The sequence below is a fragment of the Niveispirillum sp. KHB5.9 genome (genome assembly GCF_048066115.1).
Classification (GTDB): Bacteria; Pseudomonadota; Alphaproteobacteria; order Azospirillales; family Azospirillaceae; genus Niveispirillum.
In genome coordinates this window covers 628,854-652,048 of the sequence record NZ_JBLTYX010000001.1, presented here as the reverse complement: position 1 = coordinate 652,048, position 23,195 = coordinate 628,854, and the positions used below count along the sequence as shown (strand labels likewise).

The 23,195-nt window shown below is 62.2% G+C and carries 16 protein-coding genes; 4 read left to right on the top strand and 12 right to left on the bottom strand.

Annotated features, from left to right (window positions below; genetic code table 11):
* Nucleotides 1-32 precede the first annotated feature (32 nt).
* The gene (locus tag ACM9HJ_RS02565; protein WP_416570109.1) at nt 33-3,005 is read right to left on the bottom strand and encodes a Tn3 family transposase; all 2,973 of its coding nucleotides are present in this window, start codon (nt 3,003-3,005) and stop codon (nt 33-35) included.
* Nucleotides 3,006-3,100: 95 nt separating this feature from the next.
* Between ACM9HJ_RS02565 and ACM9HJ_RS02560 the strand changes: the two genes are divergently transcribed.
* Nucleotides 3,101-3,676, top strand: coding sequence for a recombinase family protein (locus tag ACM9HJ_RS02560; RefSeq protein ID WP_416570108.1), 576 nt, complete (start codon nt 3,101-3,103; stop codon nt 3,674-3,676).
* Nucleotides 3,677-4,164: 488 nt separating this feature from the next.
* On the opposite strand, the gene ACM9HJ_RS02555 is transcribed toward ACM9HJ_RS02560, so the two are convergent.
* The 8 genes from ACM9HJ_RS02555 to ACM9HJ_RS02520 form a co-directional block, all read right to left on the bottom strand.
* Nucleotides 4,165-6,273 (bottom strand): RHS repeat-associated core domain-containing protein, encoded by a 2,109-nt coding sequence (locus ACM9HJ_RS02555; RefSeq protein WP_416570107.1) that lies wholly within the window; start codon nt 6,271-6,273, stop codon nt 4,165-4,167.
* A 145-nt stretch (nt 6,274-6,418) separates the two neighbouring features.
* Nucleotides 6,419-7,054, bottom strand: a complete 636-nt coding sequence (locus tag ACM9HJ_RS02550) for a hypothetical protein (RefSeq protein WP_416570106.1) — start codon at nt 7,052-7,054, stop codon at nt 6,419-6,421.
* The gene (locus tag ACM9HJ_RS02545) at nt 7,051-8,733 is read right to left on the bottom strand and encodes an RHS repeat-associated core domain-containing protein (protein ID WP_416570105.1); all 1,683 of its coding nucleotides are present in this window, start codon (nt 8,731-8,733) and stop codon (nt 7,051-7,053) included. The genes ACM9HJ_RS02550 and ACM9HJ_RS02545 overlap by 4 nt, the downstream gene beginning before the upstream one ends.
* Nucleotides 8,734-8,807: 74 nt before the next feature.
* Nucleotides 8,808-9,200 (bottom strand): hypothetical protein, encoded by a 393-nt coding sequence (locus tag ACM9HJ_RS02540; protein WP_416570104.1) that lies wholly within the window; start codon nt 9,198-9,200, stop codon nt 8,808-8,810.
* Nucleotides 9,201-9,203: 3 nt separating this feature from the next.
* Complete coding sequence (locus ACM9HJ_RS02535) at nt 9,204-9,683, bottom strand: hypothetical protein (RefSeq protein ID WP_416570103.1); 480 nt, start codon at nt 9,681-9,683, stop codon at nt 9,204-9,206.
* Nucleotides 9,655-10,149, bottom strand: a complete 495-nt coding sequence (locus ACM9HJ_RS02530) for an RHS repeat-associated core domain-containing protein (RefSeq protein WP_416570102.1) — start codon at nt 10,147-10,149, stop codon at nt 9,655-9,657. The genes ACM9HJ_RS02535 and ACM9HJ_RS02530 overlap by 29 nt, the downstream gene beginning before the upstream one ends.
* A 131-nt stretch (nt 10,150-10,280) precedes the next feature.
* On the bottom strand, nt 10,281-10,625 hold the full coding sequence (locus ACM9HJ_RS02525) for a hypothetical protein (RefSeq protein ID WP_416570101.1): 345 nt from the start codon (nt 10,623-10,625) through the stop codon (nt 10,281-10,283).
* Nucleotides 10,626-10,690: 65 nt separating this feature from the next.
* Nucleotides 10,691-15,658: an RHS repeat-associated core domain-containing protein gene (locus ACM9HJ_RS02520; protein ID WP_416570100.1), complete on the bottom strand. Its 4,968-nt coding sequence runs from the start codon at nt 15,656-15,658 to the stop codon at nt 10,691-10,693.
* On the opposite strand from ACM9HJ_RS02520, the gene ACM9HJ_RS02515 reads away from it, so the two are divergent.
* From ACM9HJ_RS02515 to ACM9HJ_RS02505, 3 genes are all read left to right on the top strand, one after another.
* A complete protein-coding gene (locus tag ACM9HJ_RS02515) occupies nt 15,588-16,226 on the top strand; it encodes a hypothetical protein (protein WP_416570099.1) in 639 nt (212 codons plus the stop codon). The two genes, ACM9HJ_RS02520 and ACM9HJ_RS02515, sit on opposite strands and share 71 nt — an antisense overlap.
* Nucleotides 16,227-16,503: 277 nt before the next feature.
* Nucleotides 16,504-17,913, top strand: coding sequence for an efflux RND transporter periplasmic adaptor subunit (locus ACM9HJ_RS02510; protein ID WP_416570098.1), 1,410 nt, complete (start codon nt 16,504-16,506; stop codon nt 17,911-17,913).
* Nucleotides 17,910-21,050 carry an efflux RND transporter permease subunit gene (locus ACM9HJ_RS02505; protein WP_416570097.1) on the top strand — a complete coding sequence of 1,047 codons (3,141 nt, stop codon included), beginning with the start codon at nt 17,910-17,912 and terminating at the stop codon, nt 21,048-21,050. The genes ACM9HJ_RS02510 and ACM9HJ_RS02505 overlap by 4 nt, the downstream gene beginning before the upstream one ends.
* Before the next feature lie 469 nt (nt 21,051-21,519).
* On the opposite strand, the gene ACM9HJ_RS02500 is transcribed toward ACM9HJ_RS02505, so the two are convergent.
* From ACM9HJ_RS02500 to ACM9HJ_RS02490, 3 genes are all read right to left on the bottom strand, one after another.
* Nucleotides 21,520-21,807: a helix-turn-helix domain-containing protein gene (locus ACM9HJ_RS02500; RefSeq protein WP_416570096.1), complete on the bottom strand. Its 288-nt coding sequence runs from the start codon at nt 21,805-21,807 to the stop codon at nt 21,520-21,522.
* Nucleotides 21,804-22,163, bottom strand: coding sequence for a type II toxin-antitoxin system RelE/ParE family toxin (locus ACM9HJ_RS02495; protein WP_416570095.1), 360 nt, complete (start codon nt 22,161-22,163; stop codon nt 21,804-21,806). The genes ACM9HJ_RS02500 and ACM9HJ_RS02495 overlap by 4 nt, the downstream gene beginning before the upstream one ends.
* 132 nt (nt 22,164-22,295) lie before the next feature.
* The gene (locus ACM9HJ_RS02490; protein ID WP_416570094.1) at nt 22,296-23,108 is read right to left on the bottom strand and encodes a transglutaminase-like domain-containing protein; all 813 of its coding nucleotides are present in this window, start codon (nt 23,106-23,108) and stop codon (nt 22,296-22,298) included.
* Nucleotides 23,109-23,195 lie beyond the last annotated feature (87 nt).

Sequence of the window (23,195 nt, the reverse complement as noted above, 5' to 3'; positions counted from 1 at the left end):
AAAAACCACGCTAAGCGGACAAAAGGAGAACATCAAGTTTTGAGGCGTTCGGTTGGGGTCCTCAGCATCCTGTAGCCGTCCTTGTCGAGCTTTACGGATTCAGCCCAAAGGTAGTCACCGGTGAGGTTGATGTGCTGCCAGCCCAAGGGTGCCAGATAGGGCAGCAGGTTGTCGGGGATATCCTCCCCCTGTCCGCGCAGGAACCGGATAACGCGGTCTATGTATACCGTGTTCCACAGGATGATGGAGGCCACGACCAGGTTCAGGCCGCTGGCCCGGTGCTGCCGGCTTTCCAGGGTCCGGTCCCGCAGGCGGCCGAGCCGGTGGAAGCAGACGGCGCGGGCCAAGGCGTTGCGGGATTCGCCCTTGTTCAGCTCCGCCGTCGCCTGCCGGCGCAGCATCGGATCGTCCAGCCAATCGAGGGTGAAGAGCGTGCGCTCGATCCGGCCCACCTCGCGCAGCGCCAGGGCCAACCCGTTCTGGCGCGGATAGGAACCGAGGCGGCGCAACATCAGTGACGCGGGCACGGTGCCCATCCGCACCGAGGTTGCCAGCCGGAGCAGATCGTCCCAATGGGTCGAGATCATGGCCTCGTCGATGCGGGCCGTGATGAAGGGTTCCAGCGCCGGCCAGGTCGATGCCGGGCCGAATGTGTGGAGCCGGCGGTTCGCGATGTTGGGGATGCGCGGCGCAAAGCGGAAACCCAGCAGGTGGCAAAGGCCAAAAACATGGTCGGAGACACCACCACCATCCGTATGGTGGACGGAGATGTGGACCTCGCCGCCATGATAGAGCAGCCCGTCGATAACATGAGCAGCCTCCCCCTCCGAGACCGAAATCACCTTGGTGTGGAAGGGCGCATAACGGCCGGAAATCCAGGTGTAGAAGGATATGGCCGGTCCCGACCCCTTGTGCGGATTGATGGCGCCCGCGACCTCCCCCTGGCCACCCAGCGGGAAATGCTGGCCGTCTGAGCTGGACACCGACGCATCGCCGAACCAGGCGGACAGGGGGTGTGCATGCTGGGCGGCGGTGACGCGGGCCAGGGCACGGCCGTAATTCTCCTCGCTGAGATGCCAGCCGGCCGCCCAAGCCAGTTGCCGGTAGGTGGCGACGTTGCAGGCCTCGGCCATGCGCGTCAGGCCCAGGTTTGTGGCGTCGGCCAGCACCGCTGTCAGGGTGACACGTGGGTCGTCTCCTGGTTGGTGCGAGCGCGGATGGGTGAAGCACTCCATCATGCCGGTCCAGCGGTTCACCTCAGCCAGCAGTTCGGTGATACGCACCCGCGGCATCACCGCCTGGACACGGTCGGCCAGTTGCTCGGCCGCCTCCGGGGTTACGGCTTGTAGCGGCGAGATTTTCAATGCCGTCCCGTTGACCTTAACATCCGGAAGCAACTGCTTGGCGGCCTGCCCGTCCACTTGCCGCAACCGCTCCTCCAATAGCTCCCGCCGCTCGCGCAGATATCCGATGGCCTCCTCCTGCACAGCAACCGGCAGCGGCCCGGCCAGCTTCATGGTCGAGAATAGGGTCTTGGGCACGAGTTGATCTTCCACGGCCCTGTATTGTCGGCTGCCAGCCACCCAGACGTCCCCGGCGCGCAGCCGGTCACGCAGTTCCACGAACAGGCAGAGTTCATAGGCGGGTGCATTGATCCCATCTCGCAGCACCGCCGCCCGCCAGGTGCGTCGGATGAAGCCAGTCGGCAGACCCTTGGGCAGATTCCGCCGGGATCCGGCATAGAAGGTTCGCATCAGAGCCAATGCGTTCAGCAGAGCCCCGACGCCGGCGATACCGTGAAAGCTGAAACTGTCCAGGAACATTGGCCCCACCCGGCGCAGCAGAGCGTGGTTGGTGGCGGCCAGCGCTGTATAGTCGGTACCGTCATCGCGGGTCAGTTCGCCGGCCTCAGCCACGGCGGCCTTGAATTTCTCCCAGGGAATGACCGCCTCGATGGCGGCGAAGGCATCCGTGCCCTTGCCGCGCGCATCGATCAACGCCTCCCCCACCCTGGCCAGCAACCGCACCTTGTCATTCATGGCGCGGCTGTTGGCATGGATCGTCTCGACCGCACGGCGTTCCGCTCGTCGGAACAGACCGCCGATGAGACGATCAAACATGCCGATGATGTCGTCGGTGAGCCGGGTAATGGTTTCCAGCACGGTCATCGTCAGGATGGACTGCCGGCGCAGCGGTGCCAGGGCTGACAGATGCTGGGATGACAGCCGGCTGCCTTCCCGGATCAGGAGATGGACACGGTCCGCATGGATGCTTTCCCGGATCGCCGGATCGATGCCGAGGGTGCGCAAGACGGACAATTGTTCAATCAGTCGGGTCATGGCGCGGTGGCCCGTGGCGCCGGGCGGCTGGCGGGCCCAGGCCAACAGGCTCATACCTGTATCCGGGCGTTCCACCAGCAACCCGTCAATGCCCTCGCGCTGCTCCACCGTCAGGGCGGCATCGATCTGCCTTTCGACATGGCGCTCGGCCTGCAACAGGGCCGTGGCCACCAGACGTTCGATTGTGGAGGCAGCAGGAGCCGCGACCGTCCGCCGCCGCAGTTCTTCCATCAGCAGGCCCGCCAGAACCATGCCGCTGGTGGTGACCAGCGCGACCGGGAGCAGCCATTTGGCGATCTCACGCCGGATCGGTTGCGAGAAGGTGGTGTAGCCATAGATGGCATACAGGGCTTCGAGCTGGTCATAGCGTGTCTGCGACCGGGTGGCATATTCGGCCAGGGCGTCGGGCGGCAGGTCCAACTGATCGGCAACGAAGGACAGTACCTGGGGAGGCACCAGTTCCCCGGGTCGCAGCAGCCGGCCCGGATAGCGGAGCGCACAGAGCTGGACGGCAAAGCCCAGTTGGTTGTGCGGTCGCCTCCGCCGAGCAACGACAGCAATGTCGGCGGGGCTGAGCGTGTAATAGCGGATCAGGTCGGCCTCCGTCGTCGGCAGCGCGAACAGCGCCTCGGCCTGGGCATCGGTGAGCACGCTGCGGCGCGGCATGGCGGTTCCGTCCCAGTTGGAGCAATGTCTGTCCGATACGCGACAAGGCCCAGACGTTCTGCCGCCGACAGGGCGGTGCCGCCGGGAGGGTTCAATTGGGACACCGTGTGGTCCTCTACTGCCGCGTGTCCACGGCTGATCAATCCTGCGAGCGGCCGGAGCGGGATCTGCTGACCCTGGCCATGCGGGCGGGATACGAGGTTGTCGGTATCTATAAGGAAACCGGGTCGGGCGCCCGGCTCGACCGGGCGGAGCGGAAGAAGGTGATGGCGCCGGCCCAGGCGCGGCAGATCGATGCCGTGCTGGTGACGGCACTGTCACGCTGGGGCCGCAGTACCATGGACCTGCTGCACATGCTGCGGGAACTGGAGGCCCGCCGCGTGTCGCTGATCGCGATGAGCGGCATGGCGCTCGACCTGGGCACGGCCACCGGCCGCATGCTGGCCACGGTCCTGGCTGGGATCGCGGAGTTCGAGCGCGACCTGTTGCGTGAACGGGTGCGGTCGGGCCTGGTCGCCGCCAGGGCGCGGGGCAAGGTGCTGGCCCTGGTCGCGATGGGCAGCTATGGCCTGATCGGCAGGGAACTCGGGCTCAGCAAGAACACGGTGGCGGGGATCGTCAAGCGGGACAGGGAGGCGAAAGCGCGGGTCGTTACCGGGATGCCAGCTTAACGTGGTTTTTCGCCCTTTCTATGTCGTGACCTCAATGCGCGGCATACCAGCGGGTCGGTGCGCACGCCACACAGCCCGGCCGCGTACACTACGGCCCCACGCGGCTTGGTCACACCGGTCAGGTTGCTTTGCGCGTCGTAGGTGAAACCCGTCGTCAGGTTCAGGCTTACTTTGGGCTATGGCCGTCGATGGGTAGTCATTAGATAGTGTAAAATTAAAAAAAGCCTTAGTTAGCAGTAATAATATAAATGAAGACAGAAGAACTATAATTTCTGGCGATAAAAAATACACCAATTTACGTAATTGGCTAGTAATAAATACAAGTGGACACCCAATAATCCAATAAAAAATTAAAGAAGGGTGTTCATATGGCAGGTGACTAAAGAAAAATATCAAAATTTCCGCATAAAGAAAAATACAAAATATGTACATGTATATTAAAGTTTTGACGTTAATTTTAGGAATTTTCATTCCAGCCTCCTATTTGGTTATTTGCTGCACTTACTTGTATCCACGCAAGTATTTATACTGCGAGGTATGCGCGTTCTAGTAGTTGCGCGTGTTTGTTGTGCGCGTAAAATGCCGCTATTTGGGTCAAGCGTACCCCGGATATCACCAACACGAAAATGCTCTATTCCAACAGGCTTTTCGTATCCCGGAACAGATTCAACCGCTGGAGGTGTGGCTCCTGTAGCCCTCAATAGACCAGCCGCATAGGAATTAGAGTTATGATTATCATCGTCCTGACCAGGAAATGCCTCGTAATTTACATTATCTTGGTAGTTATTGTCTGCACTAAACAACGCATTTATCCATGAATTCTCATTTTCAAACATTCCGGGCATCGGAACGTCTACAGAACCCGTCTGTGGCCCAACATCAGTATCTCGATTAATGTTGCTGATTAAATTCCCCCAAATTCCGGGTACATTGTACTGAGGTCCAGCGCTCAAAACTGAATAACTATTCCCATTTTCATCTATATTGGCGAATCGTGGATCGGATACATAGGTTTCTTGGTCAATTGGAGTGATCCTAATAGCCGCATGATTATTGCCAAAAAGAACATGATGCCATGTTACAGCAACTCTTTTACCAGATGGATCAATAAAATTAACAGGATTGTTTCTAACATAGGCATATCTGTTCAGCCCATCCTCGATGCCAATCGGGTCAAGCTGCATCCATCGTCCATCGACTGGATCGTACGCCCGGAACGGCGTGTGGTACAGGCCTGTTTCTGCATCGTTGCGCATCCCAGCATACCGGAAAGCCGGTCCGGCCGCTCCTGCCTGCGGGCTGTTTCCATAAGCGTCGTAAGTATACGCCCCGCCCAGCTTGCCATCCGGGCGCAGCCAGCCGATCACGCTGCCCTGCCGGTTGGGCAGCAGGCGGATCAGGCCCCCGGTGTGGCTGTGTACCGCCGCCACGGCACCGCCATTGCCCGAGGCCCGGATGGTGCGTTCCTTCAGGGTGCCTGATGCGTCGTAGGTACCCCACTCGATCCCGTCCAGTTCCAGATACAGCGTCGTGACGTTGTTCACCTGCTTCCAGGCACGCCCGCCCTCCGGGTAATAGCCATAGGTCACGGCCATGCCCGGCGCGTTCGCCCCCACCAGCATGTTGCGGCTGTCATAGCGCCAGGTGCGGGTGGCCGCCCCCGTGCGGTTGCCGCGCGCGTCATGCACCTGCGCCACCCCGTCCACGCTGGTCAGGGCGTTGATCGGCGAGGCCGGGGCGTAGCTCACCGTCTTGGACAGCGTTGGCGCCGGTTCCCACCGGAAGGCACTGTTGTCCAACGCCTCCGATACCAGCGCACCGGCATCGTCATAGCGATAGGATGCCTTCAGGCTGCCTCCCGACCAGCTGTGCCTCAGCTCCTTCAACTGGCCCGCAATGTCATATTCATAGCTGCTCTTGGCATCACCATGGGCAATGTCCGTGCGCGTGGTGCCGGTGCGCCGTCCCAGCAGGTCGTAGGCGTGCCGCGTCACCGCCTCCGCGCCCAGGTCGATACCCGTCACCCGCCCCAGGCCGTCATAGTGCCAGCCCACCGTCGCGCCCGACCAAGTGGCTCCCGTGCGGTTGCCGTCATCGTCGTAGGTGAAGCCCATTGCCACCGTCGGGGCCGAACCCGTCACGCCCGTGGCGGGCCGGGGCAGGGTCACGTTGGCCGAGACCTTGCGCCCGGCACTGTCATAGCCATGGGTGCGCACCAGCACCGTGCCGGCCTTCTCCGCCACCACACGGCCCATTATGTCCAACCCGTAGGATGTGTCCGGCAGGCCGGGACGCTTCACCTTCTCAGGCCGGTTCAGCGCGTCATAGGTCGTCGTGCTCAGCGTCCCGTCGCGCTGGGTGAAGCCCGTGCGGTTGTCATTGGCGTCATAGGCATAGCTCTCCGACTGTTCGTCCGGATAGGAGAGCACGGACAGTCGGCCGAAACCGTCATAGGCATGGGTCAGCACATTGCCGCGCGGATCGGTGATGGTGCGGACGGTATCGTCGTCGTAATAGGTGTAGGTGGCGCTGTCCTGCTGCACTTCCGTGCCCACCGCCGACCGCTCGATCCGCTTGCGGCCGGCAATGTCGTACACCACCTCCGACACGCGCGTCCGACCGGCTTCCCACGGCGCCGTCACCCGGATCGCACGGTCCAGCGGATCATAGACCCACTCCGTCCGGTTCTCGTAAAATGAGAGACGTTATTATCAAATGGTTTTATAAACTTTATGGGGAAACTTACCTAAATCCCTCACTTAGGAAGCCATTTTTAGTTAATGCCTCATGTTCTTTGATTAAATTCAAATCATAATCTTCAAATTTGCTCGAGTATCCAAATGCCAATACCCCCATTTCGAGATCATACACCATATGAATTGATCTAATTTCAATAATATTTTGTTCTTGATGTTGGGCATTAGAGCATTTATATTCAGCATTGTACGCAAGGCATTTTGATACAATGTAGAATCTTCTACATTTGTTCTCGAAATTTAAACATGACTTCACCTCTAATTTAACCGGGCCGCTTTTCAACGTCTGGCCAACTTGTATCTCACCGGCAGGAACAGCCATGCCGTCAAAGTCGAAAAATACACAGTATATGCTTTCGTTTGTGCAGCTTGCGAAACTAATATTCACATCGCTTGATGTGTTGGTTTGACCAACGTATGATTTTACTTTTAGACCGTCCTTTTTTTCCTCTATTCTATCGACATACAAATTGGCTCCAAATTTCGTGTTACGATATATTATTCTATCTTCCGCTCCTGGATAAGGGGGAACTTGCGTCGCCCCTGGATAGGGAGGCGCAGCTTCGTAAGCCAAGAATACTGAACTGACAAAAGTCAGGAAATAAAATATATGGCGTTTCATTTAAAGCCCAACAGCTTTATTGCGGCGTTGTCGAAGGGGGATTGGTGTGAAGTTGCGAACGGTTCATAACCCATGTGTCCTCTCGCCAACCTTATGTCGGTGGCAGTTCCATTTCCATGAAAATTCTCGTGAACGTATGTAATTTGTTGATCTCTATCGCTCATGGCGTTTGTGTGATTGAAAAATGTTATTGTATCATCTTTTATGACTGCTGGAATATTGTAGATTTTTCCATCTTTATCTACTTTTCGATCTTGGAATGCGAAAACATGGGTCCTGCGTCCCATGAGTTGGGCAATTTGTTTTGCGTTCACGGGAACCTCTACGCCTGGAGTCTCTGGAATGGAGAGCTTTGCTTCCCTATTCGGATGAGCCGAAAGATTTCTATGAGCTTCTGTCATATTGCCTTCCAGCCTTATGATTGAGTCTCTTTGTTTCGGTGAAAGATCGCTACGAGACACTTCACGCAAACCATTCTTGCCGTTTTTATCTTCGACGTAGAATTTATCAACCGTGCACTGAATGCCGTTCACTGTAGGTTGGCACTTAAGCCCGCTTGGATCGACCCCCATGACCGGCGAGTTTTTCACGTAGGCATACCGGTTGAGCCCATCCTTGATGCCGATGGGATCGAGCTGCATCCACCTCCCGTCAGCCGGATCGTACGCCCGGTTGGGCGTGTGGTACAGGCCCGTTTCGGCGTCGAACCGCATCCCGGCGTACCGGAAAGACGGCCCGGCCGCAGCGGCTTGTGGGGAATTGCCATAGGCGTCGTAGGTGTAGGCCCCGCCCAGCTTGCCGTCCGGCCGCAGCCAGCCGATGACGCTGCCCTGGCGGTTCGGCAGCAGCCGGATCAACCCGCCAGCCGAGGCTTGCACCGCCACGGCCGCACCGCCGGTGCCACTGGCCCGGATCGTGCGTTCCTTCAGCGTGCCGTTTGCCTCGTAGGCACCCCACTCCACCCCGTCCAGTTCCAGATACAGCGTCGTGACCCCGTTCACTTGCTTCCAGGCCCGGCCGCCCTCGGGGTAGTAGCCATAGGTCGTGGCCATGCCGGGCGCGTTGGCGCCGGTGAGCATGTTGCGGCTGTCATAGCGCCAGGTGCGGGTGGCGGCCCCCGTGCGGTTGCCGCGCCCATCATGCACCTGCGCCACCCCATCCACCTTGGTCAGGGCGTTGATCGGCGAGGCCGGGTCGTAATTCGTGGTCTTCGAAAGCGTCGGGGCCGGCTGCCACAGGAAGGCGCTGTTGTCCAACGCCTCCGACACCAGCGCACCGGCATCGTCATAGCCATAGCTGGCCTTCAGGCTGCCGCCCGACCAGCTATGCTTCAGCTCCTTCAGCTGGCCCGCGATGTCATATTCATAGGTGCTGCCGGCGCCGCCATGGGCGATGTCCGTGCGCATGGTGGCCGTGCGGCGGCCCAGCAGGTCGTAGGCGTGCCGCGTCACCGCCTCGGCCCCCAGGTCGATACCCGTTACCCGGTTCAAGCCGTCGTAGCGCCAGCCAACCGTGGCTCCTGACCAGGTCGCCCCCGTGCGGTTGCCGGCCTCGTCATAGGTGAAGCTCATCGCCACCGTCGGCGCCGAACCCGTCACCCCCGTGGCCGGGCGCGGCAGGGCGATCGTCGAGGTCAGGCGCCGGCCCGCCCCGTCATAGCTGTGGCGGCGCACCGGCACGGCGCCCGCACATTACGGCGGTGGTAGGATGGCGCGGCTCCAGTTATTATCGCAGGGTGTTTTGTGAATATAAATCACGCACCCCTGGTATCATTTAATACACGTTCAAAAAATCTTAATACCTCCATTACATCAAAGAAATTCCCTCTTCTCCCATTGATTGGAACATAAACATTGTTCCCATTAATAAGATGCAATACTAATGCTTTGCTATCTTTTTTATTTTCCAAATCGATAGATAGAATCTCTCTGTACTTAACATTATACAGTTTATTTCCCGTTTTCCAACGAATGCCATCGGAAAATACATGAACATCTTCACCATCTAAATCTGTATTATGATACACTCCAATTATCACGCCAAGATCGATATCTCTATCTGAGATAAAGCAATTTTCATCCGATTGTATTCTCTCAAAGTTGGGTAGCTTTGAGAGAATACGGTGAGCTCGTATCTGCGCGTACATATCTCACCTTATCGGAATATCAATTGAATCTACAGAGCCGCTTGATGTGAGGCCGTATCTCTGCTCCAATACACCATATAGCCGTTCATTTGCTATAGTTCCCTCGATGCGAAGACTATTCGCCCCATTTGCCTTAGCAGTTTCCATCATATTCCCAACAACATTAAGGGGGTTTCTTATTTCTCCTCTAATCATATCGACTTTAATTGTTGCGGCTCCTTCATTCATCGTAAATGCACCTCTGAGTTCTTGAAGTGTGCCTTTGACCCCAAGGTCAGCCGCTTCAAGATTGCGGGTGAAATTCCCAACATTTCCCGCCATAGATGCTGCTTCATCAGCAACCCCCGCCAACTTCCCAACGGCGCCGGCAGCGAGCGTACCCGCGCCCAGGAGCATACCTGTATTTGCCCCAGGCGCTACGATTTCACCCGCGATGGCAGCGGCGGCGGTAATTTTATCCGCATTCCCAAGAACCAACGCCATCGCGCCTGGGCCGCCCGCTGCGATCAGGGGGGGCTGCCATCATGGCGCCCGTGGCGACGGGATGCTCCAGCGGATTGTAGTCAAACCCCCGTTCGACCTCGCCCCATGGATACCAGTTGCCCATCGGATCGACATACAGCCCTGTCGGGTCCACGCCCATATAGGGCGAGTTCCTCACATAGGCATACCGGTTCAGCCCATCCTTGATGCCGATGGGATCGAGCTGCATCCACCTCCCGTCCTGGGGATCGTACGCGCGGTTTGGGGTGTGGTACAGGCCTGTTTCCGCATCGTACCGCATCCCGGCATAGCGGAAAGACGGGCCGGCAGCCGCCGCCTGCGGGGAGTTGCCATAAGCGTCGTAGGTATAGGCCCCGCCCAGCTTGCCATCCGGCCGCAGCCAGCCGACCACGCTGCCCTGGCGGTTGAGCAGTTGCCGGATGAGACCGCCCGCAGGGGACTGCACCGCGATGGTGATGGCGCCACCGGCCCGGATGGTGCGTTCCTTCAGCGCTGATGATTGCGTTTGGTGATCAATTTCTACTAATCAGACTTAATATGTGCTCTGATTTCAATAATTTCGCAATAAAATTGATTTCATCCCTTATCGAATATCATTACACCCAAAAGTTTCTTTGTTTCAGAAAATGTTAACATAATAATATTACGATCTGTTAAAATATAAATGGAATTTACATTTACATTTTCTTTTTTCATAGACTGTATGGATTCATCCAGTCCAATTACATTCTTGGCGCCACCTCGGCTTTTTCTACCTTCATAAAGGCTTACTATAGAAAATGAGGTGGAGTATCCTTCGGGTGGTGGATCCATTTCCAGATGAGAAGTCTCTCTGACAATATTAATGGCGCACCTGATGACAGATGAAAAGACCTCATCGTTTATGTGTGCTAACAGTAAATCCTCAGCCTCATTCACCATGCCGGCACCTTCATTGTATCAGCCCCAGTGACAGCCCCCTCAACTAAGAACTCTGCGTCTTCCATTCAAGCAGAATTGCCGGGAGATGTTATCAAATTCCCCCTGTTAAAAGAACTTGAAAGAACAACCCCCGAGCCGCTTTCCTTCGTAGCAAAATACTCAGCCGTTGAAAAGTCGCTAGTCCAAGATGTAAATCCAGAAGCCGTTCTGTTACCAAAGACGTGCTGAGTTATTGAAGCATTTCCGCTTCTGGGTTCCGCTATACCCTTAAGTGCGTTTGCAAATCCAGGATGAGTAGAATCAATACCTCTATAAAGCACAACGCTTTCAGAAGCTGCCGCGCCTATTCGTTCAGCTGTAGCCACAGCACCAGCACCGAGGACGCCACCCGCCCCAGGAGCAATACCTTCAGCCGCACCTGCTGTGAGCACCATCGCTTTGTCTGCATTCGTCAAAGCCCAGAGACGGACAGCGATAGCCGTTTCCAGTATAACCGGAGCCGCCATAACAGCGACAGTGCCTAGAGCGATAGCGTCATCCACTTTGGTTTCGGATCGGGCAATATAAACGCCAACCTGTATGCCGGTTGCGGCCATGCGGTCGTCTTGCGACGTCCCGCAGAAACACGCCAAACCGCTTGGATCGACACCCATGCCGGGCGAATTCCGGACGTATGCATACCGGTTGAGCCCGTCCTTGGTGCCGATGGGGTCGAGCTGCATCCACCTCCCGTACTGGGGATCGTACGCCCGGTTGGGCGTGTGGTACAGGCCGGTTTCCGCATCATACCGCATCCCGGCATACCGGAAGGACGGCCCCGCCGCCCCCGCCTGGGGTGAGTTGCCATAGGCATCATACGTATACGCCCCGCCCAGCTTGCCGTCCGGCCGCAGCCAGCCGATGACGCTGCCCTGGCGGTTGGGCAGCAGGCGGATCAGGCCGCCGGTGGGGCTGTGCACCGCCACCACCGCACCGCCAGTGCCAGAGGCGCGGATGGTGCGTTCCTTGAGCGGGCCAGCGGGGTCGTAGCTGCCCCACTCGATGCCGTCCAGCTCCAGATACAGCGTCGTGACCCCGTTCACCTGTTTCCAGGCCCGCCCGCCCTCGGGGTAATAGCCGTAGCTCACCGCCATGCCGGGCGCGTTGGCGCCGGTCAGCATGTTGCGGCTGTCATAGCGCCAGGTGCGGGTGGCGGCGCCGGTGCGGTTGCCGCGCCCGTCATGGCTCTGCGCCACCCCGTCCACCTTGGTCAGGGCGTTGATCGAAGAGGCCGGGTCGTAGGTGGTGGTCTTGGACAGGGTCGGCGGCGGTTCCCGCCGGAAGGCCGCGTTGTCCAGCCGTTCCCAGTCCAGCTGCCCGGCCGCGTCGTAATGGTAGGTGGCCGCCAGCCCGCCGCCCGGCCAGCCATGCGACAGGGCCGTCAGCTGGTCGGCAAGGTCGTAGTCGTAGTGGCTGCTCGCCCCACCCCGTACCGTGTCCGTCCGCCGGCCCAGCACGTCGTATACATGGCTGGCCACCTCGACCGGCAGCGGATCCGGGCCCAGGCGCACCGCCGTCACCCGGTTCAAGCCATCATGCTCCCACGGCACCTGGCTCCCGGACCAGGTCGCCTTCGTCCGGTTGCCAGACTTGTCATGCTCGAACGCCATCACCACGCTGGGTGCGGCTCCCGCCACACCCGTCGCCGGACGCGGCAGGGTGATGGTTGAGCTCAGGCGACGGCCCGCCCCGTCATAGGTGTGGCGGCGCACCGGCACGGCGCCCGCACTCTCCAGAACCACCCGGCCCATCCGGTCATAGCCATAACCCGCGACGGCCAAGCCGGGACGCGTCACGCCGGTCGGCCGGTTCAGCTTGTCATAGGCGGTCGTGCTCACCGTCCCGTCGCGCTGTGTCAGGCTGGTCCGGTTGTCGTTCGCGTCGTAGCCGTAGAGTTCCTTCGGGCCATCGGGATGGGTCAGCGCCGACAGCCGCCCGAACCCGTCATAGCCATGGCGCAGGACATGGCCGCGCGGGTCGGTGATCGTCGACACCTGACCGTCGGCATAGCGCGTGTAGCGCGCACTCTCCTGCGCCAGGTCGGTCCCGACCGCCGCCTTCTCCGCCTCCACCTGGCCGGCCGCGTCGTAGACCGTCTCGCTCACCCGCCCCAACGGGTCCGTCAGGCGCTTGGGCCGGCCCGCAAGGTCATACTCGGTCACCGTCATACGGTTCAGCGGGTCGGTCACGGCGGTGACGCGGCCGTCATCGTCATAGCCGAAGCCCGTATCGGCCCAGGTCGTGTGGGCCGCGTCCACCGCCCGGCGCACATGCTCCACCCAGCCCTTGGCGTTGCGATCCCATTCGATCCGCCCGCCGCCCGGCAGGGACATGGCCTTCAGCCGCCGCGCGGCATCATATTCCGCACCGCGCTCAAACAGGCGCGGGTCGGTCAGCCGCTCCAGATCGCCGGACGGGGTCCAGGCATAGGAGGTGGTCAGGTTCAGACCGCCCGCATCCTGCACCGACGCGGTCATCACTTCCAATGCGGGGGCGTAGCTGTAGGTGTCGACCCGACCGTCCGGATGCACCAGGCGCCGCACCCGGCCGAACGCGTCGTAATCCTCCAGCCGCGTCACCGCCGACACCATGGGCGTGCCAACGGCGCTCGCATCCACCGCCGCCGGTGCCGTCACCTGCTTCAGCACGCCCGTGTCGTCATCATAGACAAAGGTGGTGACGGCATCGAGCGCGTCCGTCACCGTCACGGGCTTGTTCCATTTCAGATGCCAGGTGGTCCGCTCCACCGTCGCGCGGGTCTTGTCGTCGGCCGCCAGGGCCGAGTTGGGACGGGCCACGCGCCGGCGCACCGCCACGTTGCCGCGTGCGTCATACTCGGTCTCCACGGCGCCGCCCGCGGCATCCACCTGCCGCACCGCCCGGCCCAGCCCGTCATAGACCGTGCGTGTCTCCCGGCCCAGCGGGTCGACATTGCGCTCCGGCCGGCCGCGCTCGTCGAACCAGGTCTCCCGCACCGATCCCACCGCATCCTTCCAGGATCCGGCCCGCGGTCCCGGCGCATAGCGGCTGAGGCCCCCCGTCGCGTTGGCCAGGGTGGCCACCCGCCGCCAGGGATCGTAGGTCACGGTGAGCGCCGCGAAGGCGTCACCGTCGCGCGTCACCGACAGCAACGGCAACCCGTGCAGCAGGTCCTCGGCGATGGTTTGCGCATCGTCGCGCTGCGCGTAATGGATCTTCTCGCCGGCGGGGTTCGTCACCTCGACCAGCCGGCGCGCGTGCCGCAGCGCACGGAAATCCTGCGCGCCCTGCGACGTCGCGTAGTCGTTGCGCAAGCCCACATGGCGGCCGTTGCCGTCCGTCACGCTGATGATCGTCTGGTCGGACGCGGGAACGCTGTAGGTGAAGTCCAGCCCACGGCCCAGATTGTTGGCCACCCGCTTCAGCTGGTTGCTGGTGCTGTCATAGGTCCAGAAGACCTTCATGCCGTGCTTGAAGATCCAGTCCTTGATGTAGAGCCCGTCCGGCCATTCCAGCGTGCAATGGCCGGACGTTGCCAGGGCGAAGGGACAGCTGTCCTTCCAGGTGAAGGTCTGTTCCGACCCGTCGGCCAGGGTCCGCCTGTAGGACAGGTTGTCGTTGCGGTAGCGCCAGAAGGTGGGCAAGTTGTCGGTAGGCCCGCGATCGGCCAGGAAGCGCTGGCCCGTCTGCTCCAGCTTGTCGCCGCCGCCGGCATTGGGGAAGAAACCGCCCCCATCCGACCGGCGCACGAAACTGACGCCGCTGCCGTCGCCGCCGACCACCGTCACCAGGTTGGTCTCCATGCGGCGCAGCCACCAGTCGCCCGCCACGGCGCCGGCCAGCAGCCGGTCCGGCGTCACGCCGCCCCGGAACATTTCCAGCAGCGCCGTCAGATAGGCCAGGCCCGCCGAGCCGTGCACGGGTGCGGTCCGGCCCAGCCCGGCCATGCCGCTGCTGCCTTCCGACAGGCGGATATCCAGGCCGTGCGACCAGCCCGGCGCCAGGCCGGGGCTGCCGCCATGGCCGCCCCGCCAAGTCCGCCGAAACTCGAGCCCGTAGGGGAAGCTGCCGCCGACGCTGATATCGGCGGGCGGGCTGAAGCTCAGATCGCCACTGCGCAGGTCGACATCGGTCTTCAGCAGGCTTTCCTCGGCCTGTTTGCGCACATGGTCGGCCGAGGCGTCGGCCGGATCCAGCCGACCCAGGGTCGGGCCGACATTGACGCCGCTGCCGCCCTTCAGGCCCCCTGACGATGGACCCAGGGTCAGGTAGGAGATCGCATCGTCGCGCACCGCGATCAGTGTGCCGCCGATGGTCTGCACCCAGCAGCAATTGAAGGAGCTCTGCGGCGGCATCCCCTCCGACCCCGGCGTCGCCGGGTTGGGATAGCGGGTCTTGTCCCGGCCCGGCCCCAGATCCGCCGCCGTCGGGGTCAGGACGCGGTACCCTTGGGCCACCCAGGGCGCCACCCGGTCGCGCACGGCCTGGGGGGCGGCGGCCAGGTTGGACGCATCGATCCAGTGGAAATTCTCCGGGGCGCGGGTCGCCACCGTCTGCCCATGCGGCGGGGGCGGGGAATTGGCCCAGGCCAGCCGGCTGGTGGCTGCGGCCACGTCGGGCTGCGGGTTCAGCTCATACAGCGCCTGTGCCTCCAGCGTGCTGGACGCGCTGGCGATGGTATGGATGATGGCGGTGCGCGTGGCGGCGGCATTGTCGCGGGCCACGACACTGAAGGCCGGCTCCGCATCCACCGTCAGGACCGTATCGTTCAGTACGGCGTAGCTGTTCAATCCGAACGATGCCGCCACCAGCCCGAACGTGCCATGAGATTGGTGAACCGCCTTGCCGATCGTGGCCACGGTCTCGGCCATGCGGCTGTGCAGCGCCAGCCAGTTGGCGGCCAGCAGGGTCTTCGACTTCTCCCCGCGGTCGAGCCAGGGTTGATTGAATTCCGCTTCTGTACATTGCCCGCCGGCGGAGGGGACGCTGACGGGCAGCCCCCAGATCGGGTGCAATGCCGTCACCCGCTGGCTGACCAGGAACATCAACCTGTCGGAGATCGAGACCTGGGGCATCGACACAGAGCTGAACTACACGGCGGAGTTGTTCGAGCGGCCGACCTTGTTCCGCATCCTGGCCGCCTGGCCGCCGCATGTCTATTACCGCCAGCCAGATGTGGCGACGCTGGACCAGGGTGGGGCCGCCTTCGGCCCGCTGGGCATGGCGGCGACCCCGTCGGTACGCATCTCCGCCTTCCTGCGGTTCCAGCCGGTGGAGAATGTCACCATCGACATCATGGAACGCCGGCGCAATGCCATGAAGCTGGGCGGCGATCCCAGCCAGGTCTGGGTGAAGAACCGCATCGGTTCCTTCGCGACGACCAGCATCAATATCGCCTGGGACACCAAGACCGAGTTCGGCAATCTGCAGGTCTATGGCAATGTCCAGAACCTGTTCGATGCCACGCCGCCAATCGGCGCCTTCTCCGGTAACGGCACCCGCGCCGGCCTGCGTGACGGTTTCGCGCTGGGTGATGATCCGCGTGGCCGTTACTTCACGGCGGGGGCGAAGGTCCGGTTCTGATATCACCGACTGGCAAGCTGCACGGGCCGGAGGGGAAGACCCTTCCGGCCCGTTTTGCATCCACACCATCCTTGCGGCGAATTTGGCGATCAATCGTCAAAGCGGCGAAAATGTGTCGATCCAAACCATTGCTTCTCCATGACTCCGAACATCATCCCCAGCATTTCCGCCATTCCGTGCGCTGGCACGCCGGCTGCAATTGGCCCCCGCAATGGCAGGACCGGCACCGGGGAAGGTGCGGCCCGCCGATGCGATGGTACGAAGACGGGGGACGGGTATGGAAAAGGTCGCGGTGATGCAGATGGGGCGGCACTGGGCGCTGCGCGGCTGGACGGACCGGCTGCGGAGCGCACGGCTGCCGAAATGGTCGGCCCTGGGTCCGCGCACCAAGCGTGCGGCGGCCATCGGCGGTGTGCTGCTGCTCGGCGTCAGCGGCTTCACCCTGATGGTGGCCAGCAAGCCGGAAGTGGCGCGGGAGGATCGGCCCGAACGGGTCTGGGCCGTGGATGCGGTCAGCGTCGCCCGCGCCGACCACCGGCCGGAGATGAGCCTGATGGGCACGCTGGTCGCCGGCCGGTCGGCGGAACTGCGGCCGCTGGTGGCGGGCACGGTAAAGAGCGTTTCCCCGGCCCTGCGCGATGGCGGCCTGGTCAAGGCCGGCGAGACCCTGCTGGAGATCGACCCCTGGGATTACGAGCTGAATGTGCGCGAGACCCGCGCCCAGCTGGCCGAGGCCCGCGCCCGCCTGGACGAACTGCGCGCCAGTGCCGCGGCGGAGAAGTCGCGGGCCGAACTGGCCCGGCAGCAGCTGGCGATCAAGGAGCGCGAGCAGGAGCGCGCCCAGGCCCTCTATGACAAGGGCACCATTTCCATCGCCCGGCTGGAACAGACGCAAGGCGCTCTGGCCGCCGAGCGCCAGACCCTGGCGGCCATGGAGAACGGGTCCCAGGCCGGCGGTGCGCGCGTGCGCCAGCAGGAAGCGGCGATCGACCGGCTGAAGGCAGCCCTGGACCGGGCGGAAACCGATCTGGCCCGCACCAAGCTGACCGCGCCCTTCGACGCCTTCGTCGGCCAGACGGCGGCGGAGACGGGGATGCGCATATCGGCTGGCGACCGCGTGGCCCTGCTGTCGGGCACGGAGGGGCTGGAGGCCCGCGTCACCCTGTCCACCGAAGCCTATGGCCGCCTGGCCGCCGATGGCGAGGGCGTGGTGGGCCGGCAGGCATTGGTGACCTGGAAGCTGGGTGAACAGCGGATGACCTATCCGGCCAAGGTCGAACGCGTCATCGACCGGATCGACACGGCCACGGGGGGCGTCACCATCTTCGTGCGGCTGGAAGCGCAGAGCCTGGATCAGCCGCTGCGCCCCGGCGCCTTTGTGGAGGTCGGGTTGCCCGACCGTGCCTATGCCGGCGTGCATCGCCTGCCGGTGACGGCGGTGCATGGCAATGACACGGTCTATGTCGCCAATGCCGACGGACGGCTGGAAAGCACCAAGGTGCATGTCGTGGCCCGGACCAGCGATGCCGTGTTCATCGACAAGGGGCTGAGCGACGGGGCCAAGGTGGTGACCACCAGGTTCCAGGAGATCGGGCCCGGCCTGAAGGTCTCCTTCCGCGAGGAGAAACCGGCTGCCCAGGTCGCCACCAAGGAAGACAAGGCCCAGGCCGGGGAGAAGAGCGAATGAGCAGCGCCGGCGTGATCCGCACCTTCATCCGCCACAAGGTGGCGGCCAATATCCTGATGATCATGATGATGATCGCCGGCTTCTGGGCGTTGCAGAAGCTGGAACGGCAGATGGAACCGGACTTCGACGTGCCGGGCATCTATGTCGGTGTCGTCTGGCAGGGTGCATCGGCCGACGATATCGACCGCTCCATCATCGAGGCCATGGAGCGCGAGGTGCGCTTCCTGGAAGGGGTGGACGAGGTCACCGGCCGGTCGCGCGAAGGCATCGGCCAGATGTTCATCAATTTCAAGCATGGCACCGACATGGCCAAGGCCCTGTCGGAAACCGAAAGCGCCATCAACAATATCACCACCCTGCCGCAGAGTGCCGAACGGCCCGTCATCAACCGCTTCACCATCACCGATGAGCTGATGGAACTGGCCATTTCCGGGCCGTTGCCGGAACCGGCATTGCGCGCCCTGGCCAAGCAGGTGCGCGACGGCGTCACCGGCCAGGGCGTGGACCGGGTCTATATGACCGGCATGCGCGGGGCGGAGATCTGGGTGGAGGTGCCGGCGGCGGAGCTGGAGCGACTGGACACCACGCTGGGCAGCGTAGCCCAGCGCCTGGCCCAGGCATCGACCGACGTGCCGTCGGGCACCTTGTCGGGCAATATCGAGAAACAGATGCGGTCCATGGGCCGCCAGGATGATGCCGCCGGCGTGTCTGGCCTGACCCTGCGCACCGATGCCGATGGCCGCCGCGTCACCATGGGGCAGGTGGCCCAGGTCAGCGATGCCTTCGATGATCGCGGCGTCACCGGCCGGCGCAACGGCAACCCGGCCATCAACCTGTCGCTCCAGACCTCCAAGAACGGCAACCTGATCGAGATCACCCAGCGGGTGGATGCCTATCTGGAGAAGCTGCGCCCGACCCTGCCGCCCGGCGTCACGGTGGAAAGCTATGACCGCAATTCCGACGCGCTGGAAGACCGCATCGGCATGCTGATGGACAATGCCGTGGGCGGCATGGTGCTGGTCATGGCGGTGCTGGTGGTGTTCCTGCGGCCCTGGGTGACCTTCTGGATCGCCATCGACATCCTGGTCAGCTTCCTGGTCACCTTCGCCATCATGGTGCTGATCGGGCAGTCCATCAATGTGATGAGCCTGTTCGCCCTGATCATGATGACCGGCATCATCTGCGACGATGCCATCGTCGTGGCCGAATATGGCCAGACCCTGATGGACAAGGGGATGGAGCCGGCCAAGGCCGTGGAACGCGCCGCCCAGCGCATGTTCTGGCCCGTCACCGCCGCCGCCATCACCACCATCGCCGCCTTCGGCCCCATGCTGATGATGAGCGGGACGACGGGGCAGTATGTGATGCCGCTGCCCGCCATCTCCATCGCCGTCATCATCGCCTCGCTGCTGGGCTGCTTCCTGATGCTGCCCTCGCACATGCGCCACGCGCTGGAGAAGGGGAAGAAGTCGCCGCCGTCGAAGCTGCGCGTTTCGTTCGAGGAAAAGTTCAACCGGTTCCGCGACGGCCCTTTCACCCAGGCCATCGCCTGGGCCACGCATAATCGCGGCCTGACCGTGGCGGCGGCCGTCACCATCATGGCGCTGGCCATCGGGTTGCAGGCCGGCGGCCATGTGAAGTTCGCCTTCTTCCCGCAGCCGGAGGGCCATCAGGCCCAGCTGAACCTGCTGTTCAGCCCCGGCACGCCGCGGGAGGTGGTGGCCCGGCAGATCGACGAGGCGGAAGCCGCCCTCTATCGCGTCGAAGCCGCCTATGGTCTGACGCGGGGCGCGCTGGTCAAGATGACCTTCGGCAAGCTGGGCGTCACCACCGGCAACAATCTGCCCGAACAGGTGGGCGATTATATCGGCTCGATGAATGTCGAATTCTCGGTCGCCGACGACCGCGACCAGCGCCTGCCCGACATCATGAAGAAGTGGGAGGCGGAGACCAAGCTGCAGCCCGGCATCGACCAGGTGATCTTCTCCACCGAGCAGGACGGTTTCGGCGGCGACGGCTTCGGCTTCCGCCTGGTCCATGACGATCCGTATGTGCTGAAGGCCGCGTCGGAGGAGCTGAAGAAGATCATCATGACCTATGGCGGCGTCAGCGGGGCCCGCGACAACCTGCCGGCCGGCAAGCCGGAACTGGTGGTCAAGGTCACCCCGCGCGGCGAGGCCCTGGGCTTCACCACGGAGAATGTCGGCCGCCAGCTGCGCGATGCCATGGACGGGGCCATCGCCATGCGTTTCGCCCATGGGGACGAGGAGGTGACGGTGCGCGTCCGCCTGCCGGATGCGGACCAGACGGAGGCGCTGCTGGCCAACCTGAAGCTGCGGTCGCCGGCCGGCATGCAGGTGCCGCTGGCCGATGTGGTGGAACTGTCGGAACGGCCGGGCCTGTCGCGCATCCTGCGCTCCAAGGGCCGCCGCACCGTCTCCATCTTCGCCGAGGTCGACCATCTGAAGGGCAATGGCGGCGAAATCCGCAGCGATATCGAGAAGAACCACCTGCCCGCCATCATGGAGAAGTACGGCGTCAAGAAGGATCAGAATGACGGGTCGCGTCAGGAGGACGAGTTCTGGTCGGATTTCATGATGGGCATGGGTGTCTCCTTCCTGTCCATCTACCTCGTCCTGGCCTGGATCATGGGCAGCTTCGCCCGGCCCTTCGCCGTGCTGATGATCATTCCCTTCTCCATCGCCGGCACCATCTTCGGCCATTGGGTGATGGGGGCGGACATGACCATCTGGTCTTACATCGCCATCATGGGTATGGCCGGCGTGTTGGTGAATGACAGCATCCAGGTGGTCAGCAGCATCGATGACCGCATCAAGGACGGGGAGGCGGTGGAGAGCGCCGTGGTGCATGGGGCGGCCGAACGGCTGCGCCAAGTGCTGCTGACCTCGCTGACCACCATCTTCGGCCTGCTGCCGCTCTTGACCGAAACGGACTTCCAGGCCGCCTTCCTGGTGCCCATGGCCATCACCTTCGTCTTCGGCATCGGCACGGCCACGGTGCTGGTCCTGCTGCTGATGCCGGCCCTGCTGATGCTGGTGGAGGATGCCAAGCGGGGGATCGGGCGGGTAAGGGGGTGGTTTGGGCGGAGGGAGGTGGCGGTGGGTGAGGTGGCGTGAGTTGACGGACGCCTTCCATGCGATGCCCTGTCCCGGTGGGATGGTGGCGTCGTAGGGAAGGCGGTGACGGATCGGGAGCGTTCGGAGCGGGTAGGGTGATTGCTCCGAAAAGTCGGGCGTTGTGAAACGGAATGCAACGTTGAAGGGGGATGTTTCAGAGTACGGCGGCTGCCTGCTCCGAATGAACAGGTCCCGTGAAACGCTGTGCAAAACAAAAATGGAGTGTTTCGGAGTGGGTGGATGGCCTGCTCCGAGTACACAAAGGGTTTGCTTCAGGCGCGGATTTCACACGGCCGGATTGAAGACGTGAATGTGATGTTGATGCAGGTAGCATAACACATTCTTTATGGAAAAGTCAGCAGACGGTTCTGGTGGCGGTCGCCTTTGCGCCCATCCCATCGGTAAAGAACGAATTTATCGTTGGGATGACTTCCTCATGCCGGGCAGTCCCCATTCTCCACATTGCAGCTCAGGTCAGCGTTTCCTCCACGATCCGCGGATTGCGGTCAAGCAAGGCCAGAAGGACGCGCGCCGGGCCTTCCGGTGAACGACGACCTTGTTCCCAATTCCGCAACGTCGCCGGCGACACCCCGATGCGGCGGGAGAATGCGTCCTGGGACAAACCTGTCCGCCGGCGCACGGAGGCAACGTCCACAATTGTGGGCACATGCACCACCAGACCAGGGACATCCTCTCCCTTGGCATGGTCAAGAGCCTCCCGGAGTCCCTGGAAGATACGGTCAGCGCTGCTGCTCATTTCCTGTTCCTGTCCCGCCAATGTCTGGCGATAAGCGTTGTCAGGGCCTTGAACCCGGCGATTTCAGCATCGGAGAAATTGGCTCTATCCCCTTTTGCCAAAAGCGCCAGGAGATAGACCGGTACATCGACACCAAAATAGGCGGCGATCACCCGGTAACCACCGCTCTTGCCCTTGCCTCGACCAGCGATCCGAATCTTCCGGACCCCACCCGATCCCTGGATCTCGACACCCTGTCGCGGAGATGCCGCAACAAGATCGACGATGCTCTTTCGCTCCGCCTCCGACATGCCGGTGGCCGCAGCATCCCGAAGAAACTGCGGCGTCTCAACGACAGTATGGAGTGCGTCGGCCATGAAGAGGATATACGCCATTGACGTATATACGTCAATGGCGCAGCTGGTGATGCGCCGGGAAAGGCTGACCCATCCCCGCACGGGCAAGTGCGCGCCGTTGAACCCCCAGGCGAGAGGTGCCGCCGGCGTCCGTCACCCGTCCACCGGCGCCGTCCATACCCGGAACCCGGCGAGAGTGTTCGGCCCGAACGTATGGGTCAGCGGCACGTCGGCGGCGTCGCGGCCGGTGGCGATCAGGATGCGGCCGATGCGGGGCTGGTTGTTGCGCGGGTCGAACACATGCCAGCGGCCACCCAGATAGACCTCCATCCAGGCGGCGAAATCCATCTCCGCATAGGGCGGGGGCTGGCCGATATCGCTGATATAGCCGGTGCAGTAGCGGGCGGGAATGTTCAGGGCGCGGCAGAAGGCGACGGCCAGATGGGCATAGTCGCGGCACACCCCCCGCCGCTCCGCATAGGCCTCGGCAGCAGTACGGGTGGGCCTGGAATGCTCGTACCCGAACTTTATGTGACCGTGCACGAAGTCGCAGATGGCTTGCACCCGTCCCCATCCGGTGGGGGCCTGCCCGAACAGGCGCCAGGCTTCCGCCGACAAATTGTCGGTCTCGCAATAGCGGCTGGGCAGCAGGTACAGCAAGGTTTCCGCCGGCAGGTCCTGTACCGCATGCTGCACCGCGTCGGGTGCCGACGGGTCGGTCAGGCCTTCGTCGCGGATGATGCTGTCGGTGCCCAGGGTCAGGCGGCCGGCCGGCGCCACCAGCCGGCAGCACCAGTTGCCGAAACTGTCGCGGTAGCTTTCGATGGGCACGGCCGGACTGGTGATCAGGTGGTCCGGCCGCTCCAGCTGCGCCACGCGCGAATAATGCACGTTCAGCATGACGATCATGGCGGTGGCTTGCGGGAAATCATAAATGAGCTGACAGCCCAGATGAATGCGGACCATGCCGTCTCCGACGTTCGAAGGTTGACGCCGGACAAGGGCAGCGAGGATCCCCCCGGATGCGACCGGCGGCCGGCGCATCCCACAAAG

Excerpts from the sequence above, each read along its gene's own strand:
- ACM9HJ_RS02565 (WP_416570109.1), bottom strand. The coding sequence starts at position 3,005 with ATGCCGCGCCGCAGCGTGCTCACCGATGCCCAGGCCGAGGCGCTGTTC.
- ACM9HJ_RS02550 (WP_416570106.1), bottom strand. The coding sequence starts at position 7,054 with ATGAAACGCCATATATTTTATTTCCTGACTTTTGTCAGTTCAGTATTC.
- ACM9HJ_RS02540 (WP_416570104.1), bottom strand. The coding sequence starts at position 9,200 with ATGTACGCGCAGATACGAGCTCACCGTATTCTCTCAAAGCTACCCAAC.
- ACM9HJ_RS02535 (WP_416570103.1), bottom strand. The coding sequence starts at position 9,683 with ATGGCGTTGGTTCTTGGGAATGCGGATAAAATTACCGCCGCCGCTGCC.
- ACM9HJ_RS02525 (WP_416570101.1), bottom strand. The coding sequence starts at position 10,625 with ATGGTGAATGAGGCTGAGGATTTACTGTTAGCACACATAAACGATGAG.
- ACM9HJ_RS02510 (WP_416570098.1), top strand. The coding sequence starts at position 16,504 with ATGGAAAAGGTCGCGGTGATGCAGATGGGGCGGCACTGGGCGCTGCGC.
- ACM9HJ_RS02505 (WP_416570097.1), top strand. The coding sequence starts at position 17,910 with ATGAGCAGCGCCGGCGTGATCCGCACCTTCATCCGCCACAAGGTGGCG.
- ACM9HJ_RS02500 (WP_416570096.1), bottom strand. The coding sequence starts at position 21,807 with ATGAGCAGCAGCGCTGACCGTATCTTCCAGGGACTCCGGGAGGCTCTT.
- ACM9HJ_RS02495 (WP_416570095.1), bottom strand. The coding sequence starts at position 22,163 with ATGGCCGACGCACTCCATACTGTCGTTGAGACGCCGCAGTTTCTTCGG.
- ACM9HJ_RS02490 (WP_416570094.1), bottom strand. The coding sequence starts at position 23,108 with ATGGTCCGCATTCATCTGGGCTGTCAGCTCATTTATGATTTCCCGCAA.